Consider the following 16450-nt stretch of genomic DNA (forward strand, 5'->3'; position numbering starts at 1 on the left):
GTCAGGCCGACAGAGGCGTGAAGTCGCGGCTGCCGATGTAGCCGGGCCGCGGCGCGGGCGCGCCGAACGGCTCGACGAGGGTGTTCTCCACGCTGTTGAACACCACGAAGATGTTCGAGCGGGGGAACGGCGTGATGTTGTTCGACGATCCGTGCATCAGGTTGGAGTCGAACAACAGCGCCGAGCCGGCCCGGCCGGTGAACTGGCTGATTCCATATAGGTTCGCCAGCGCGGTGATGTCCTCGGCGGTCGGCACCCCGATCTCCTGCTCCTGCAACGACTCCCGATAGTGCTCGGCCGGGGTGCTGCCCAGGCACGGCACGAAAGTACGGTGCGAGCCCGGCATGACCATCAGACTGCCGTTGATCGGGTAGTTGTCGGTCAGCGCGATCGACAAGCTCACCGCGCGAGGGGTGGGCATGCCGTCCTCGGCGTGCCAGGTCTCGAAGTCCGAGTGCCAGTAGAAACCGGTGCCCCGGAAGCCGGGCATGTAGTTGACCCGGCTCTGGTGCACGTACACCTCCGATCCGAGCACCTGCTCGGCCAACCGGAGCACCCGCGGCTGACGCACGAGCTCGGCGACCGCGGCGCTGAGCTTGTGCACCTCGAAGATCGAGCGCACCCGGTTCGACGACTTCTCCACGATGAGCCGGTCGTCGTCCCGCAGCGCGGGATCCCCGGCGAGCCGGGTGATCTCGCCGCTGAACTCGGCCACCTCGCCGGGAGTGAGCAACTCGTCGAAAATGGCGAACCCGTCGGCGTCGAACGACGCGAGTTCGGGGCTGTCGATCTTTCCCCACACCGTGGGGTCTTCGCGCTCCAAGTGCGGAGCGGGTGTGCCGAGCCGGGTCGGGTAGCGATCGTAGCGCGCGGTCTCGGGCCGAGTTTCGGTGTGCTGCAGAACCATGGGTGTGCTCATCCTCCGATCGTCGCGGCCACCAGCGGGTAGACGCCGTCGCTGTCGTGAACCTCCTGCCCCGTGACCGGCGGGTTGAACACGCACATCATCCGCATCCGGGTGCGGACCTCGAGGCGGTGGCGTTCGTGTCCGTCGAGCAGGTACATCGAGCCGGGCGCGAGCTCGTAGCTGACGTCGTTGTCCAGATCGGTCAACGTGCCCTCGCCCTCGATGAGCCACACCGCCTCCACGTGGTGCAGGTAGTGGAACTCGTGCACCGTGCCCGCGTCGATGGTGGTCTCGTGGAAGGAGAAACCGACGCCGTCGCCGCCGAGGATGATGCGCTTGCTGCGCCAGCCCTGGCCCCGGACGTCCCGCTCGCTGCCGGTGATCTCCGCGGTGGTGCGCACGATCATGCGACCGCCCCCATGCCGCCGCACACCGACTCGACGGCGCCGGTGAGAACATGCAGGCCCTGGTCCAATTCCTGCTCCGTGATCGTCAACGGCGGAAGCAGCTTCACCACCTCATCGGTGGAACCGGAAGTCTCCACCAGCAGACCGCGCTCGAACGCGATTTGGCAGACCTTGCCCGCCTGCGACGGGTCCTCGAACACTACGCCGTGCACGAGACCCCGGCCGCGCGTCGAGACGCCCGGGAAGTATCCGGCCAGCTCACCCAGGGCGCGTGCGATCCGCTCGCCCTTGGCCTGGGTCGCGGACTGGAGGGCGTCGTCGGACCAGAAGTGGCGCAGCGCGGTGGTCGCGGTCACGAACGCCGGATTGTTGCCGCGAAAGGTTCCGTTGTGCTCGCCCGGCGACCACTCGTCCAACTCCGGCTTGAACAGCACCAGCGCCATCGGCAAGCCGTAGCCGCCGATCGACTTCGACAGCGTCACGATGTCCGGGGTGATGCCCGCGATCTCGAAGGAGAAGAACGGTCCGGTGCGCCCGCAGCCCATCTGCACGTCGTCGACGATGAGCAGGATCTCCCGGGCCGCGCACAGCTGGGCGAGATGCCGCAACCACTCGGCGCGCGCCACGTTGACGCCGCCTTCGCCCTGCACGGTCTCCACGATCACCGCGGCGGGGCGGTCGAAGCCCGACGAGGTGTCGTCGAGAACCTTCTCCATCCACTGGAAATCGGCGGTGGTGCCGTCGAAGTAGCCGTCGTAGGGCATGTGCGCGGCGTGCACCAGCGGCACCCCCGCCCCCGCGCGCTTGGCGGCGTTACCCGTGACCGACAGAGCACCGAGAGTCATGCCGTGAAAGGCGTTGGTGAAGCTGACGATCGTCTCGCGGCCGGTGATCTTGCGTGCGAGCTTGAGCGCGGCCTCGACGGCGTTGGCGCCGGTCGGGCCGGGGAACTGGACCTTGTAATCCATGCCGCGCGGCGTGAAGACGGTGTCGCGCAGCGTCTCGAGCAGCTCCCGCTTGGCCGCGGTGGACATGTCCAGGCCGTGGGTGATGCCGTCCGCGGCGATGTAGTCCAGCAGCGAGCGCTTGAGCACGTCGTTGTTGTGCCCGTAGTTCAGCGCACCGGCGCCGGCGAAGAAGTCCAGGTAGTCCTTGCCTTCCTCGTCGCGCAGCCAGCTGCCCTTCGCGGTGGTGAACACGGTGGGCCAAGCGCGGCAGTAACCGCGCACATTCGACTCCAGGCTCTCGAAAACGGTGGTGTCGGCGTTGATCATCGGTGATCCTCCTCGGTGGTGCGGGCGGTCGGTGCGATGCGGTACAGCTCTTCGGGTGCGTGGCTGTCCGGGAAGACGCCGGCATCGAACAAGGGGTGCCGGGTGATGTCCGCTCCCCTTGCTCTCGCCACCGACGCGAACATTGCGATGGATCCGGCGTTGTCCGGCGAGATCGTCGTCTCCAGTACCGAAACACCCCGCGCCGCGACACTGTTGAGCAAGGTGTGCAGCAGCTCGGCGCCGATACCGCGGCCGCGCTGCGAGTGATCCACCGCGACCTGCCAGACGAAGACGGTGTCGGGCGCCTGTGGGCGGACGTATCCGATCACGTATCCCACGACGCGGCCGTCGAGTTCGGCGACCACCGAGGTGCCCGCGAAATCGCGGCACCACAGCAGGTAGGCGTAGCTCGAATTGACGTCGAGCACCGCGGAATCCTTGGCGATTCGCCACATCGCGGCGCCATCGTCCAGGCGGGGCGTGCGCAGGACCACGAGCGGCCCGGTGTCGTTCCGGGACGGGGCGGCCCCAAGAGCGGCCGCGGCGTTTTCGACGTGCGCTCGCTCGATCTCCGCTGGGGACAGGGTTGGCAGTGACATACAACTCCCTCGTCGGGTCAGCAGTACTTATTCAGGCTTGCGAAGTGACTTTGAGCTGAAGTGGTCGACTTCTTTACGGTCGTGTTACGGACGGATGTCGCCCAACCGGGGCAGGCGCACGACGAATCGCGCACCCCCGCCCGGCCGCTCGGTGCAGTCGACCCGGCCGTGATGTGTGGCGACTGTTTCGGCGACCAGCGCGAGGCCGATTCCGGTTCCATCCGGCGATCGGCGGCCGCTGCGCGCGGTCGCGAATCGTTCGAATATGCGCGTCCGGTCCTCGGGCGGCACGCCGGGCCCCGCGTCATCGACGGTAATCACCGCGTCGGTGCCGTCGCGGTGCACGCTGACCGCGACCACACCGCCGCCGTGCCGGTCGGCGTTGTGCAGCAGGTTGGCCACCGCACGTTCCAGCTCCAGCTTGCGGCCCCGCACGGTGACGTCCTGGTCGATGCTGAGCAACCCCGCCGGGTAGCGGCGGTCGGCCAGGGTGTGGGTGAGCAGGTCGCGCACCGACAGCGGCTCGGCGTCGCCGTGGTGCATGCCCGCCTCCACCCGGGCCAACGCGAGCAGATCGTCCAGCAGCCTGCGCAGGTGGTCGACCTCGTCGGTGACCAGGCCGACCGCGCGTTGGGAACGTTCCGGCAGATCACCGCGATGCCGATTGAGCACCTCGACACTGGCCATCAGGGTGGTCAGCGGGGTACGCAGCTCGTGGCTGACATCGCCGAAGAGGCGATGCTCGCGTTCGATGCGCCGCTGCAGCGAGTCGACCATGGAGTTGAACGACTCGACCGTGATGGCCAGGTCTTGGTCCGCGGTGGCAGGCAGCCGCAAGTCGAGGTCGCCGGAGGCGATCCGCGCGGCCGTGCCGGCGAGCTGGTGCAGCGGGGTCAGCACCCGCCTGCTCGCCCACCAGCCGACCGCCGCGCCGATCAGAGTGACCGCGACGGCACAGCCGATCAGCACGTTACGCAGCAGCTCCAGATCCGCATTCAGGTCACCGGAGGACTCGGCGCCCGGGCGCTGCCGCTGCGCCTCCAAGTACCCGCGGCTGATGACGAACACCGACACGACCAGCACCAGCGACATCAACGCGGCGATGGCCGCGAACGCGGCCGTCACGCGGCCGCGCAGGCTCCAAGCGCCCGGACTCCAGCGTTTCGCATCGAAGCGGCGCTCAGCGCCGCACATCGAGGCGGTAACCGAGCCCGCGCACCGTCACCACGATGCGCGGATCGGACGGATCCCGTTCGATCTTGGTGCGCAACCTGCGCATGTGCACGTCCACGATCCGCTCATCACCGAAAAACCCACGGTCCCAGACTCGTTCGAGCAGTACGGTACGGCTGAGCACCCGGCCGGGTGACTCCGCCAGCTCACACAGCAACCGGAACTCCGTCAGCGTGAGCCTGATCTCCTCGTCGCCGCGGCGTACCACGCCGCTGTCCTGCGCCAGCACCAGCGGAGCCGTGTCGTCGGCGTCCAGCACCATCTCCTGCGGCGTGTCGCGCTCAGCGGTCAGCCGGGCGCGTCGGCGCACCGCCCGCATGCGCGCGGTGATCTCCTTGATCTCGAACGGCTTGGTGACGAAATCGTCGGCGCCCGCCTCCAATGCGGCCACCACGTCGTGGGTGTCGTCGCGAGCGCTGACCACGATGATCGGAACGTCGTGGTCACGGCGGATTTCCCGGATACATTCGAATCCGTCCATACCGCCGAGCATCAGATCGACGATCATCACATCGGGCACGCCGTTGCTGCGCAGATGGGTGAGCGCGTCCTCGGCTTCCTCCGCCTCATCGACGTCGTAGCCCTCATCCTCCATCGCGAGGCGTAACGCACCACGGACCCGGTCGTCGTCTTCCACGATCATCAGGTTTGCGCTCAAGACCTTATCCCTTGCAGACATGCGGAAGCGCGTCACGATGCGGACTACCGCATCCCCATACCGACGCGACCTTCCGCTTTCGAGCAACCTTGCTCGCTTTCAAATACCCGGGAGTCCCTGCCGGTAAACGTCCGGCAGACCGGCGCGGAACCCCATCGGGTCGTCCACACACGCTATATGGCCCACCGGTGCGGCGGTGATCGGGTCATCGGCTGACCTGGATGCGCCGCTGCTGTGCGCACCACGGAGCCCGCCGAGTTGTACACGAAAAACACTCGGGCACAGTTATTTTCGTATGTACCTCAGGTAATTTCGAGGCCGCGGGGAAACGCCGGGCACACACCGGAACTCGCGATCGTGCTGTGTTCCGCACCACCCCCTCCGGACGCGGCCGCCGACGGTGACGGGACTCACCCCGATCGCAGCGGCCCAGCGGCTACCGCGGCGCCTCCAGGCGGTTGAAATTACTCGGCGACCCGTCGGCGTTGTGTTCCTGATACCAGAAGCGCAGCTTCCTCGCGTCGAAGATGGCGAACCATTCGTCCCACCCCACCCGGCGCAGCACGGCGCCACCATATCCGGGGAAGTCGAAACGCAGCACTCCGAGCCGTCCGTCGTACTCGCTGCCCGGCACGGTCGCGGGCCGGGCGCCACGCTGCTGCGCCCAGCGACGGATGACGTCGTGGTTCCTCGTGACGGAAATCCCCTTGGTCCGGGGCGGCCACCCAGTACCACCCGGACCCAACTGCGGATTCCGGGTGCCTGGTCGGCGCTGGTCGGTCATGACGAGCTCCTCGAGCCATTGGCATCTGTTGTCCGGCTCCTGAGTGACTACCCGGGGGACATACTCCGCAAACTGGTCGGACGAACCGTCCGTGATCCCAGCCCCGGCCGGTTCGTCCCGCAATCGCTGGGTAACCGGCCGGTGATCGGCTTCTGCGCACGGCGCGGCCGCAGCGCGGCGCCGACCATGAAGCGAGGAGGAGTTCGATGCGCAGTGTCAGCACGGCGCGGCCGGTCCCGGATCCCGTTCCCCCGACGCCCGAGCCGGACCCCGTGCCGCCCATTCCGGAACCGGAGCCGGTGCCGCCGATTCCGGAGCCGGATCCCATTCCGGACCCGAATCCCCGTCCCCCGGGACCCGGTCCGCTGCCCCCGGTGCCAGGACCGATCCCTCGGCCGCCGACGCCGGGACCGGTGCCGCCGCCTCCGCTGCCTGACCCCGGCCGGCCGTCTCCGGACCCGCAACCACCTGGGCCATCGCCGGACCCCATGCCACCGAATCCGGTGTAGGCGTACCCCGGCCGTGCGCAGGCTGACGACGGACGACGTCCGACTCGCCCGTCAGGCGTGCTCAGTCGCGCAGCGCCTGTTCACGCAGGGAGTTCAACGTCCTGGACAGGATGCGGGAGACATGCATCTGGGAGACACCGAGGCGCTCGGCGATCTGGTTCTGCGTCAGTGACTCGAAGAATCGCATGATCAGCACCTGGCGCTCGCGCTCGGGCAGCTCGCCGATCAGCGGTTTCACCGCCATGAAGTCTTCGACCAGGTGATAGGAGGGCTCCTCGGTGCCGAGGCTGTCCAACAGAGGCAACGGTGCGTTCTCGATGTCGTCGCCGGCCACCGCGTCGATGGACGAGGACTGGTAGGCGTTGCCCGCGATCAAGGCCTGGGTCACCTCGACCAGATCGACGTCGAGCTCCGCCGCGATCTCCCTCGCCTTCGGCATCCGGCCGAGTCGCTGCGACAGCGTCTCGACGGTCGCGCCGATGCTCAACTGGATCTCTTTGGTCCGGCGCGGCACCCGCACGGCCCAGGTATTGTCCCGGAAATGCCGCCGGACCTCGCCCATGATGGTCGGCACCGCGAACGACAGGAACGACGATCCGCGCCCCACGTCGAACCGGTCCGCGGCCTGCACCAACCCCAGCCGCGCGACCTGCAGCAGGTCGTCGAAATTCTCGCCGCGCCCGGAGAACTTCCGCGCGATGTGCTCGGCCAGCGGAAGGCAGCGTTCGATGAGTTCCTGGCGCATCGGCTCCCGGCGTGGATCGTCCGGGGCCAGGGCTGCGATCTTCTCGAACAGCGGTTCGATGTTGTCGTAGCTGTCGCCGCGCGATCTCGACTCACCCGTCATCCGCGGCACCCCGCACCCAGCTGAAGTCGATCACCGTGGGAAACCCGCCCAGCATGCCGTCGTAGGAGCCCTGGGCCGCGGCGATCGAATCGGTCAGGGTCCGCACGATGTGCCAGCCGAAGCCGGCCTGGCCGATCACCGACTCCGAGACCGCGACCGAGGAGACGTGCACGAACATCTTGTCGGCGTCGTAGGTGAACTCACAGTCCAGCATCGAGCCGGGCACGGCGTCGAGGATCAGCGAGGTCGCCACCTCATCCAGCGCGAGCCGGATGTCGGTCACCTCGTCCAGGGCGAAGTCCGCGATCAGGGCAACGGTTTCGGCGAGGGCGCGCAGCATGGTCAGCTGCTCCGACCGAGCGGGCACGCGCACGCCGACGGTCGTTGTCTCGGTAGAAGATCGGGAAATCCACTCCCCCATTACCCATCACCACCTTGTCCTCGCAGCCGCCGCGCGGCGACCTGGATACCGCTGGTCATCCCGAGCCGCCGAAACACCGCACTCGCCGCAGACGTGAATTGAATGGCCGCCGCGCTACTCGCTCGTTGACGTACCCTGCGCCGACGGATCGAAACACTGGTCAGTCGGTGCCGATCCGCTCGTGGGCGGTGAGCAACATGTGGTCGAATTCGGTACGCAGGCTCACCGTGGTGCCGGTCAGCCCGGGCAGCTCGGCGACCAGTCGCGCGGCCAGGGTGCGCAGTTTCACGTTGGTCTCCTGCGACCGCCAGCTCAGTACCCGGAATGCTTGCTCGGCGCTGATGCCGTAGACCAGCATGAGCGCGCCCTTCGCCTGTTCGATCACCGCGCGGGCGGCGTACAACTCGGGCAGCGCGTCGTCGAGCGTTTCCTGCCGGTGTTCCTCGAGCGTCTCGGTGACGTCGATGTAGTACCCGGACGTGCCGACCACCTCACCGGCCTCGTCCACCATGCGATCGGCCACCAGGATCACATGGTGGACTTCGCCGGTGGTATCGATGATCCGATGACGGCTGCAGAACGCCTCCGCGTAATCGATCGACCTCGCCAGAGCACTGGCGACCGCGGCGCGGTCGTCCGGGTGCTTGTGCGTCAATAGCAACTCCGTTGTCGGCGTCACCGTCCCCGGCCGGTAGCCGTGGATCAGAGCCACCTCGTCCGACCATTCCCATCGCTGGTCGGCGAACCAGAACCGAAAACTGCCGACGCTCTGCGGCGTCCCCATCCCGATCACCCGGTCCAGCGCGAGGGTTTCCTCGGGCTGGACCGACCCACTCTCACTCACAGCAGAAGTATCCGTTGCCCGCGCGCGCGGTGCGAGCAGATCGGGATGCGAAGTCACGGCGGGATCGAGATCAGCTGATGCCTGCCCTCGCTGGTGCTCGGCCGTGTCCTCGGTTCGCTCGCTGACGCACGCTCATGCCCTCGCCTCGCTGGCGCTCGGCTCCGGCCCGAGCGAGTGCTCGGCTGTGTCCTCGGTTCGCTCGTTCATGCGTCCAGTGCCGTCCGCATCGAGGGATAGTGCGGGAACAGCGACCGCACGCCGGTGACCTCCAGCGCCCGCTCGACTCCCGATCCACCCGCGACGATCCGCAGATCCGGACCGCTGGACAAGGCCCTCCGGAGCGCGCCGAGCCGCACGGCCGCGCGCAAACTCATGAACCTCGCCGCCCGCAGATCGATCACGACGGCATCGCACGGTGACTGCATCGCTCGGTCGACCGTGGCGAAGAACTCGGCCGATACGGCGGCGTCCAACTCGCCTTCGACGCGGACCACTACACATTCGCGGCGGCGATCCACCCGCTGTGCCCACAACCGGTTGTCGCGCCTACGTCCCGGTCCCGAACCGTCGAGATGCACGCCCTCGGCATGCTCCCGTAGCAGAGAAATGGCAGACAAGTCGAACCTCCCATCCAGGGGATTCCAGTTCTCCGCGACGGCTGGGACGAGAGACGGCGCCCGGGGTGAATCGGTTGTCATGCCGTCCCATCGACCGGCTGCGCCGTGCGTCGAACCGGGGTCGGCTGTTATCTCAACCTCCCTACAGTGTGGCACGGCCGACCGGTTCCCGACAGCGTTCGGCGGGAGAACTCGTACCGCCGTAACGCCCGCGAGCGGGGCGATCCGCCTGATGAGCGCTGCCGTCTTCAGCCCACGCACGGCCGGAGCGAAGTACGCCCATCCGGCCGCGGTCGCCACTCCGGGGGGTTTCATCCGCCCGCCTCAGGGCATATCCGGCACATATTCCCCGAACGTCACGCGATGCCGGTCGTTGGGCAGCCGCGCGCATACGCGCGTCCGGCGGCGCCCGCGACAAGAACGGAGCAACCGGTGAAGATCGCCATGGTTTCCGAAGACGCCAGCCCGCTCGCCGAGGGAAGTCCCGCCGATCCGAGCGGGCGCAGTCCGCAGGTGGCCGGGCTGTCGGCCGCCTACACCCGGCGCGGGCACGACGTGACGGTCTACACCCGCCGCACCAGTGCCGCGTCCCCCGTCGAGCACGTCGCCGACGGCGGCTACCGCGTCGTGTCCGTCCCGGCCGGACCGCCTACCCCGCTTCCGGGCGACCGGACACTGCCCTACCTCGGCGAATTCGGCACGTTTCTGCGGCGGCACTGGGCCCTCGAACAGCCGGACATCGTGCACGCGCAGCACTGGCTGTCCGGGCTCGCCGCCGAGCTGGCGGCGCGGGCGGACGGCATCCCGGTGGTGCTGACGTTCCACGGACTCGGCACGGTGCAACGGCGCTGTGAAGGTCTCGCGGACCAGAGCCCGCGCTCGCGGATCCGTTTCGAGCGGCTGATCGCGACCAGGGCGGCGCATGTGGTGGCGACCTGCTCCGACGAGGCCGTGGAACTGACCAGGATGGGGGTGCCGCGCTTCCGGACCTCGATCGTGCCCTGCGGCGTCGACCTCAGCGCGTTCACCCCCGAGGGAAGCCGCGCCGAGCGGAACGCCAGGCATCGGCTGGTTGCCGCGGGAGAACTGGTGCGGCGCAACGGATTCGACGCGGTGATCAAGGCGCTGCGGGAACTACCGGACACCGAACTGGTGATCGCGGGTGGCCCGGCGACCGGCGACCAGGACAACACCGAAGGCCGAAGGCTGCGCCGCGTCGCCGCGGATCACGGTGTGCTCGAACGCCTTCGGCTGCTCGGACCGGTGGGGCGCCCGATGTTGCCGCGGCTGTACCGCTCCGCTGACGTCATGGTGTGCACGCCCTGGTACGAGCCGTTCGGCACGGCGGCGCTGGAGGCGATGGCATGTGGCAGGCCGGTGATCGCCACGCCCGTGGGCGGCCTGCTGGACACGGTGGTCGATGGCGTGACCGGGCGGTTGGTCGCTCCCCCGGATCCGGACGCGATCGCACGTGCGATTCGCCCGCTGCTCGAGGACGCGACGCTGCGTGAAACATGGGGCGCGGCGGGCTATCAGCGTGCGGCGGGACGCCATTCCTGGGATCGGGTCGCGGTCGAGACGCTCAGTGCCTACCACCGCGGTGCTCCCGCGCGAGCGGGGGAAGTCGTGTCCTGGGCCAGGTGAGCGATGACCGTGCTCAGAGGTCGGTCGGAGTGCCGCGCCAGCGCCATGGTGCGATGAGCCACGCCACGAGAAACAGCGCGGCGAGGATGGTTCCCGCGGCCACGGCTTCCGCCCTGCCCGCCACATAGTCCACCACGAGGATCACCGCCCCGGTCAAGGCGACGCCCAGCAGCGCGAGCCCCGCCATCGCGCACCGATGCGCCGCGGCGACGACATTGCCCAGCCGGTGCCGCCGGAACAGAATGCGATGCCAGGACACCGGCGCGACCAGGAAGACCGTCGCCCCCACGGCGGCACCAAGGGTCGCGACATACAGCATGCGCATGGCGTGCGACAACGTGCCGAACGACGCCTCGAACGGCAGGATCAACAGCGCTCCGAACAGGAACTGCACGCCGGTCTGCACGACGCGCAATTCCTGGATCAGACTTGCCCAATTGCGGTCCAGTTGTTCGAGTTCGGTCTCACCACGCTCTCGGCGCGCCCAGGCGTCGTCATTCTCTGGCACGCCGGGTCTCCTGGCGATTGCGTTTCTCGATCGCCTCGACGAGTTCGTTCTTGGTCATCCGGGAACGGCCCGGGATCGACAGCCGCCTGGCGACCGACAGCAGGTGCTCCTTCGGCGCATTGGCGTTGACTCCTTCGGCGGTCTCCCCCTGCGCCCTCGGGCCGCCGTGCTCGGCGCGTTCGTCGGAGGGACCGCGACGTGGTTTCGGCTCCCAGTGGTCGCCGACCTTCTCGTAGCTGTGTTTCAGCGCGGCGTAGGCGACGCGATAGGCGCGCTCCTCATTGCCGTTGTATTGTTCGAGAGCGGCGTCGTGCGCCTCCGCGAAGGTTCGCTGAGCTTTCTCCTCCGACCGGCGCAGGGTGGTCGGCAACTCGGACTGTTTGGCTTCGCCGCGTGCCGTCGTCTTGGGCATGATCGCTCCCTTCCGTGTCACGTCCGGTAGTCCGGAAGCCGCTCGCGACGTATCTGCGCGGGCTCTTCGTATCCGGTCGCATACCCGCCGGAAACCTCGATTAACCCGGCGTCCGCCGGGTACCACCGCTGCATGGCCGTGACCACCGATCAGTTGCTGCACGCGCTCACCCGCGCGGTGAACGCGCTGGCCGGTACCGATATCCGATTCGCGGTGGCGGGCGGCTGTGCGGTCTACGCTCGCGGCGGTCCGGCCTCGCAACACGATGTCGACCTCTTCATCAAACCGGCCGACGCGGGGCGGGCGGTCCACGCGCTGACACGCGCGGGACTTCGCGCGTGCGAACCGCCGGAGAACTGGCTGCGCAAGGTCTACGCCGACGACATCCTCATCGACCTGATCTTCCGTCCGAACGACCGCGACGTGACCGACGAACTGCTCGATCGCGCCACCATGATGCGCATCGGACCGACCAAGGCTCCGGTGATCAGCGGCACCGACCTGATGGTGGACAAGATGCTGGTGTTCGACGCCCATCGGCTCGACCTCAGCCCGATCCTGCACATCGCGCGCGACCTGCGGGAACAGGTGGACTGGGAGGTGGTGCGCGAGGAGACCAAGGCGTCGCCGTACGCGCGGGCCTTCCTCGGCCTGCTGGATGATCTCGGTATCACCCGCACCGGAAAGGTGGACTAATGGAGCAGCCGCAATACGTCGTCGCCAATCTGCGCCGCGCGTTGGCCGAGGATCCGCGCACTGCCGAACTCGGCGTGCAGGTGACCATCCGCGGCGATGTCGTGGTACTCGGCGGCGAAGTCAGCAGTGAAGAACGCAAACAGCAGATGGAAACCGTGGTCCGCGAGCAACTCCCGCACGCGCGCATCCACAACGATGTTCACGTCACCCGTCCCGCGGCGCCGGTGGAAACCGAGACGCTGGAACAGGAACAATCCGAAAGGAGTTGAGCGGCATGCGGATAGCCGCGGTCGGCGACGTACACATGGGCGTGGATTCGCGCGGGCAGTGGCGTCCCGCGCTGCGTGAGCTGCCCGAGCGGGCCGACGTCCTCCTGCTCGCCGGCGATCTGACCCGGCACGGCACCGTCGACGAAGCGAAGGTCGTCGCCGCGGAGTTCGCGGACCTCGGCGTGCCGGTCGCCGCCGTGCTCGGCAACCACGACTACCACTGCGATGCCGAGCACGACATCGCTTCCTTGCTCGGCGACCACGGCATCACGGTCCTGGAAGGGACATCGATGACGGTGACCGTCGACGGGTCGACGCTCGGGGTCGCGGGCACGAAAGGCTTCGGCGGTGGCTTCGCGGGCAAGTGCGCCAGCGTCTTCGGCGAACGCCTGATGCGCGAATTCGCCGGGCACACCGTGGAAGTGGCCGCTGCGCTTGGCAGTGCTCTCGCCGCGCTGGACACCGATCTCAGGGTGGCGCTCACGCACTACTCCCCCATCAGCGACACACTGCACGGCGAGCCGAGGGAGATCTATCCGTTCCTCGGCTCCTACCTGCTGGGCGAGGCGATCGACGCGCACGGCGCGGATCTGGCGCTGCACGGTCACGCGCACGCGGGCGCCGAGCGCGGCACGACTCCGGGCGGCATCCGGGTGCGCAATGTCGCCCAGCCGGTGATTCGTGCGGCGTACGCGGTCTATGACCTGCACCCGGCCGCGGTCTGAGCATGCTGGATCAGAAGTCGGTCGAGATGGCTTCCACCGTGCTGCCCGCCTCGGTGTTCTCGACGGTGGTGGCGACGTCTGCCTGAGCGATGATGCCGACCAGTTGGCCGTTCTCCAGCACCGGCACGCGCCGTACCTGATGCTGCGACATCACCGACATGACCTTGCGTACGTCGTCGTTCACGTCGACGGTGACCAGTTCTTCGCCGCCGAGTTCGCCGGCGTCCACCCCGAGGGGGTCCTTGCGCTGGGCGATCACTTTCACGACGATGTCGCGGTCGGTGAGCATCCCCTTCAGCCGGTTGTCCTCACCGCAGATGGGCAGGGCTCCGACATTCAATTCCGCCATCCGCTGCGCGGCCGTGACGATCGTGTCGCTGGAGCGGACGCATTCCACGTCGGGGGTCATGATGTCCCGTGCTGTTGTCATCGGTGTCCTCCTGGGACGTCTCGAGTTGTGCGAGCCCCCGAGGATCGGGCGACTCGCTCACGTCGTACCCGCGTTTCGGATGCCTTAACGCGGGCATCCGACCGGTATGGCGGCCCCGATCGCCGGCTCGGAGCACTTCCGGCGCGGCGGCCGCCGCGCACCGAAATCGTTGCCGCTGAAGAGAAAGGACAGTCCGATGCTGCCAGCACCGAACGAATCGAACGCGGGATCCGGCGCCGGTGAGCAGCACGGACGCTCGCACGAGACTTTTCCGGATCACGCACGCACGGTCCGCACGCATGCCGGGGAATCCATCGAGGACGCCCGGAACTGGCCGGGCATCATCCTCGTCGGCATCGGCGTCGTGACCATCGCGCTCACCCTCACCGCTGCCGGATACGGGTTCGCGGGCTGGGCGGTGGTGGCCGGTGTGGTCAGCGCCGTGTGCATCATCGCCGGAGTTCTCGTGATCGTCGCCGAGCATCGCCGAATCAAAGCGCGCGAAGGCAGGCGGCTGAGGGACGAAGCCGGTCACTGACCCGGGGGTGCGTGATCTCGTCTTGCCGTGCCGGGTACCGCGGCCTCGTGTCGCCATCCCGGTGGCCTACTTCGAGGGAGAAGACAATGACAGACCATCGCAACCGGGCCTCGGTTCGCCTCGCCGTGATCACCTGTGCGTGCGCGGCGGGTTCGGTGCTCGCGGGGTGTACGGACAACGGCGACAGCGCTCCCGTTCCGGCGACGCCCGATTCCCCGACCGTCTCGATCACCATGCCGGGCCCGGCGGAAACTCAGGTGCCGAACCCGGACCAGATCACGCCGGACGCGGCGAAGCAGTTGTGCGACATGATGCGAGCCGACCTCGACAACTGGCGCGATCAGGGCACCACGATCGCCAAGGTGAGCTTCAACGGCACCGTGCACAACTGGGCGGTCCGCAACGGCGGCCTCAACGACTTGATCGTCACCGACCGCGCCGTCGTCGACACCGCTACCACCCAGAACTGCCCCGACGTGCACCAGCAGGCGCTGGAGGCGCTGGACGTGCCGGATCTGGCCTCGGCTTTGGCGGGGGTCGGGCGATGAGCGCCGCGATCCGGCCCGGTCGGCTGGGCATAGCCGTTCTGGCAGTTCTGGCCGTATGTGCGGCAGGCTGCGGTGACGAGCCGCAGAAGGTGGTGAACAAGGGCGGCGACACCCCGTGCAACGAGTTCGTCGCCCAGGATGCCGAGAAGCAGCGCATCACCACGGAGAAATTCCTCGAGCAGGAACGCGAGGGTGACGGAACGCCGGACGCCCGCACCGTGGATGCCGCGATCGCGGCGATCGAATTGATGTGCACGGCCCAGGCCAATCCGGATACCCCGATCCGGAAGGCGGATCTCACCGGCATTCTCGTGCCGAAGTAGCGTGTCGAGCTGTCCGTCGCAGGAGTGGAAACGACAGGTTTCGAACCGCGCGGACCGGGCATGTCCCGAATACCGCTCCCGCCGTGGGTTACCCAGGCGCCAACCCGGTGGGAGTACTGCCGGAATCCGATGCGCATGTCCCCGACAACGGCGTCGTGGAGCACATCGGCCGGCGACTTCGAGACGCGTTTTCCCGGCGTCCGAGCAGGATTTCCGGCGAGCGGCTCGAAGCTGTGGCACACCCGCCCCGGGTTCGCCAACGACGTCGTCCCGGCGGCGGGTCCCCCCTTGCGATCACTGTGGAGGCATCCATGGCTGTCACGCTCGCGCTCTGCGCGCACGGGCTGCGCGAGCTGCTGACGGCGGTTCCCGCCCTGCGCGCATTGCACGACGCCCGTCCGCGACACCGGCTGGTTCTCGCGGCGCCGGGCTGGCTGCGCCCCGTCGTCGAACTGGCCGATTGCGTCGACGAACTGCACGCGACTCCGCTGCCGGCCGCGCTGCGCTGGAACGCGCCCGCACCCACTTTCGCGGTCGATCTGCACGGCGCGGACGCCGACAGCATCGGTGCGCTGCTGGCGACCGGCCCTGCACACATGATCGCCCACCGCCACAAGGACTTTTCGCAGATTCACGGCCCGGCGTGGCAACCAGACCTGCCGGAGACCGCGCGGTGGTGCCGACTCCTGGAATACGCGGGCATTCCGGCCGATCCGGCTCGCCTGGATATCGCGCCGCCGCCGGAGAGCATCGGCGAGCGGGAATCCATCGTCGTGCACCCGGGTGGTGCGCCCGCGCGGCGCTGGCCCGCGGAGCGGTTCGCGTCCGTGGCGGCCGACCTACGCGACTGGGGAGGTCCGGTGCGCGTCGTCGGCAGCGCCGCGGACCGTCCGCTCGCGTGCGGCGTCGCTCGACAGGCCGGATTACCCGAAAGCAGCGTGCTGGCGGGTGAACTCACGCTGCGCCAGCTCGCCGCCACGGTGGCCGACGCGGCGCTAGTGGTCAGCGGCGACACGGGTGTGGGGCACCTGGCCACCGCGTTCGGCACCCCGTCGGTGCTGATCTTCGGCCCCGAATCGCCCGCGACCTGGGGACCGCCGCCGGAACGCGAGGCGCATACCGTCCTGTGGGCAGGCCGCGTCGACGATCCGCTGGCCGACGCGCCCGCGCCGGGGCTGGACCTGATCAGCGTCGCCGAAGTGGTCGCCGCCGCGGATCGGCAGCTCACCCGCCGGGCGCTGGTGTGACGAGCGCGCT

General features: G+C 68.3%; 22 protein-coding genes. 8 read left to right on the plus strand and 14 right to left on the minus strand.

The genetic code is table 11. The features are described from left to right. Position 1: 1 nt before the first annotated feature. The 11 genes from thpD to ACWPXK_RS18650 form a co-directional block, all read right to left on the minus strand. Complete coding sequence (gene thpD / locus ACWPXK_RS18600) at positions 2-919, minus strand: ectoine hydroxylase (RefSeq protein WP_454197393.1); 918 nt, start codon at positions 917-919, stop codon at positions 2-4. After that, on the minus strand, positions 916-1314 hold the full coding sequence (locus ACWPXK_RS18605) for an ectoine synthase (RefSeq protein WP_454197394.1): 399 nt from the start codon (positions 1312-1314) through the stop codon (positions 916-918). The genes thpD and ACWPXK_RS18605 overlap by 4 nt, the downstream gene beginning before the upstream one ends. Further along, the gene (gene ectB / locus ACWPXK_RS18610) at positions 1311-2588 is read right to left on the minus strand and encodes a diaminobutyrate--2-oxoglutarate transaminase (RefSeq protein WP_454197395.1); all 1278 of its coding nucleotides are present in this window, start codon (positions 2586-2588) and stop codon (positions 1311-1313) included. The genes ACWPXK_RS18605 and ectB overlap by 4 nt, the downstream gene beginning before the upstream one ends. Beyond that, positions 2585-3187, minus strand: a complete 603-nt coding sequence (gene ectA / locus ACWPXK_RS18615) for a diaminobutyrate acetyltransferase (RefSeq protein ID WP_454197396.1) — start codon at positions 3185-3187, stop codon at positions 2585-2587. The genes ectB and ectA overlap by 4 nt, the downstream gene beginning before the upstream one ends. 84 nt (positions 3188-3271) lie before the next feature. After that, positions 3272-4312: a sensor histidine kinase gene (locus ACWPXK_RS18620; RefSeq protein ID WP_454197397.1), complete on the minus strand. Its 1041-nt coding sequence runs from the start codon at positions 4310-4312 to the stop codon at positions 3272-3274. Between the two features lie 55 nt (positions 4313-4367). Further along, positions 4368-5078 carry a response regulator transcription factor gene (locus ACWPXK_RS18625; RefSeq protein WP_454197398.1) on the minus strand — a complete coding sequence of 237 codons (711 nt, stop codon included), beginning with the start codon at positions 5076-5078 and terminating at the stop codon, positions 4368-4370. A 436-nt stretch (positions 5079-5514) separates the two neighbouring features. After that, a complete protein-coding gene (locus ACWPXK_RS18630) occupies positions 5515-5862 on the minus strand; it encodes a hypothetical protein (protein ID WP_454197399.1) in 348 nt (115 codons plus the stop codon). Between the two features lie 570 nt (positions 5863-6432). Beyond that, a complete protein-coding gene (locus ACWPXK_RS18635) occupies positions 6433-7218 on the minus strand; it encodes an RNA polymerase sigma factor SigF (RefSeq protein ID WP_454197400.1) in 786 nt (261 codons plus the stop codon). Further along, positions 7208-7639 (minus strand): anti-sigma factor, encoded by a 432-nt coding sequence (locus tag ACWPXK_RS18640; protein ID WP_454197401.1) that lies wholly within the window; start codon positions 7637-7639, stop codon positions 7208-7210. Before ACWPXK_RS18640 ends, ACWPXK_RS18635 begins: the two co-directional genes overlap by 11 nt. A 160-nt stretch (positions 7640-7799) precedes the next feature. Continuing rightward, the gene (locus ACWPXK_RS18645) at positions 7800-8483 is read right to left on the minus strand and encodes a PAS and ANTAR domain-containing protein (RefSeq protein ID WP_454197402.1); all 684 of its coding nucleotides are present in this window, start codon (positions 8481-8483) and stop codon (positions 7800-7802) included. A 203-nt stretch (positions 8484-8686) separates the two neighbouring features. Continuing rightward, positions 8687-9100, minus strand: coding sequence for an STAS domain-containing protein (locus ACWPXK_RS18650; RefSeq protein ID WP_454197403.1), 414 nt, complete (start codon positions 9098-9100; stop codon positions 8687-8689). 432 nt (positions 9101-9532) lie between these two features. Here ACWPXK_RS18650 and ACWPXK_RS18655 point away from each other — a divergent pair, with 432 nt between their 5' ends. Then, entirely contained in the window at positions 9533-10744 is a 1212-nt protein-coding gene (locus ACWPXK_RS18655) for a glycosyltransferase (protein WP_454197404.1), read from the plus strand. Between the two features lie 13 nt (positions 10745-10757). Here ACWPXK_RS18655 and ACWPXK_RS18660 read toward each other — a convergent pair whose 3' ends face one another. Next, positions 10758-11252 carry a DUF6328 family protein gene (locus ACWPXK_RS18660; RefSeq protein ID WP_454197405.1) on the minus strand — a complete coding sequence of 165 codons (495 nt, stop codon included), beginning with the start codon at positions 11250-11252 and terminating at the stop codon, positions 10758-10760. Further along, positions 11239-11664: a ChaB family protein gene (locus tag ACWPXK_RS18665; protein ID WP_454197406.1), complete on the minus strand. Its 426-nt coding sequence runs from the start codon at positions 11662-11664 to the stop codon at positions 11239-11241. The genes ACWPXK_RS18660 and ACWPXK_RS18665 overlap by 14 nt, the downstream gene beginning before the upstream one ends. A gap of 132 nt (positions 11665-11796) precedes the next feature. Here ACWPXK_RS18665 and ACWPXK_RS18670 point away from each other — a divergent pair, with 132 nt between their 5' ends. Genes ACWPXK_RS18670 through ACWPXK_RS18680 form a run of 3 tightly spaced genes read left to right on the plus strand, consistent with a single transcriptional unit; the run spans position 11797 to position 13354 of the window. Further along, entirely contained in the window at positions 11797-12360 is a 564-nt protein-coding gene (locus ACWPXK_RS18670; protein WP_454197407.1) for a nucleotidyltransferase family protein, read from the plus strand. Continuing rightward, the gene (locus ACWPXK_RS18675; protein WP_454197408.1) at positions 12360-12629 is read left to right on the plus strand and encodes a BON domain-containing protein; all 270 of its coding nucleotides are present in this window, start codon (positions 12360-12362) and stop codon (positions 12627-12629) included. Before ACWPXK_RS18670 ends, ACWPXK_RS18675 begins: the two co-directional genes overlap by 1 nt. A gap of 5 nt (positions 12630-12634) precedes the next feature. After that, positions 12635-13354, plus strand: a complete 720-nt coding sequence (locus ACWPXK_RS18680) for a metallophosphoesterase family protein (RefSeq protein ID WP_454197409.1) — start codon at positions 12635-12637, stop codon at positions 13352-13354. A gap of 10 nt (positions 13355-13364) precedes the next feature. Here ACWPXK_RS18680 and ACWPXK_RS18685 read toward each other — a convergent pair whose 3' ends face one another. Then, the gene (locus ACWPXK_RS18685) at positions 13365-13784 is read right to left on the minus strand and encodes a CBS domain-containing protein (protein ID WP_454197410.1); all 420 of its coding nucleotides are present in this window, start codon (positions 13782-13784) and stop codon (positions 13365-13367) included. A gap of 196 nt (positions 13785-13980) precedes the next feature. Here ACWPXK_RS18685 and ACWPXK_RS18690 point away from each other — a divergent pair, with 196 nt between their 5' ends. The 4 genes from ACWPXK_RS18690 to ACWPXK_RS18705 all read left to right on the plus strand — a co-directional run bounded on the left by ACWPXK_RS18690 (position 13981) and on the right by ACWPXK_RS18705 (position 16440). After that, a complete protein-coding gene (locus ACWPXK_RS18690) occupies positions 13981-14322 on the plus strand; it encodes a hypothetical protein (protein WP_454197411.1) in 342 nt (113 codons plus the stop codon). A gap of 86 nt (positions 14323-14408) precedes the next feature. After that, the gene (locus ACWPXK_RS18695) at positions 14409-14870 is read left to right on the plus strand and encodes a hypothetical protein (RefSeq protein ID WP_454197412.1); all 462 of its coding nucleotides are present in this window, start codon (positions 14409-14411) and stop codon (positions 14868-14870) included. Further along, positions 14867-15193: a hypothetical protein gene (locus ACWPXK_RS18700; RefSeq protein ID WP_454197413.1), complete on the plus strand. Its 327-nt coding sequence runs from the start codon at positions 14867-14869 to the stop codon at positions 15191-15193. The genes ACWPXK_RS18695 and ACWPXK_RS18700 overlap by 4 nt, the downstream gene beginning before the upstream one ends. A gap of 311 nt (positions 15194-15504) precedes the next feature. After that, the gene (locus ACWPXK_RS18705; RefSeq protein ID WP_454197414.1) at positions 15505-16440 is read left to right on the plus strand and encodes a glycosyltransferase family 9 protein; all 936 of its coding nucleotides are present in this window, start codon (positions 15505-15507) and stop codon (positions 16438-16440) included. Positions 16441-16450 lie beyond the last annotated feature (10 nt).

The sequence above is a fragment of the Nocardia sp. Marseille-Q1738 genome (assembly GCF_965283145.1).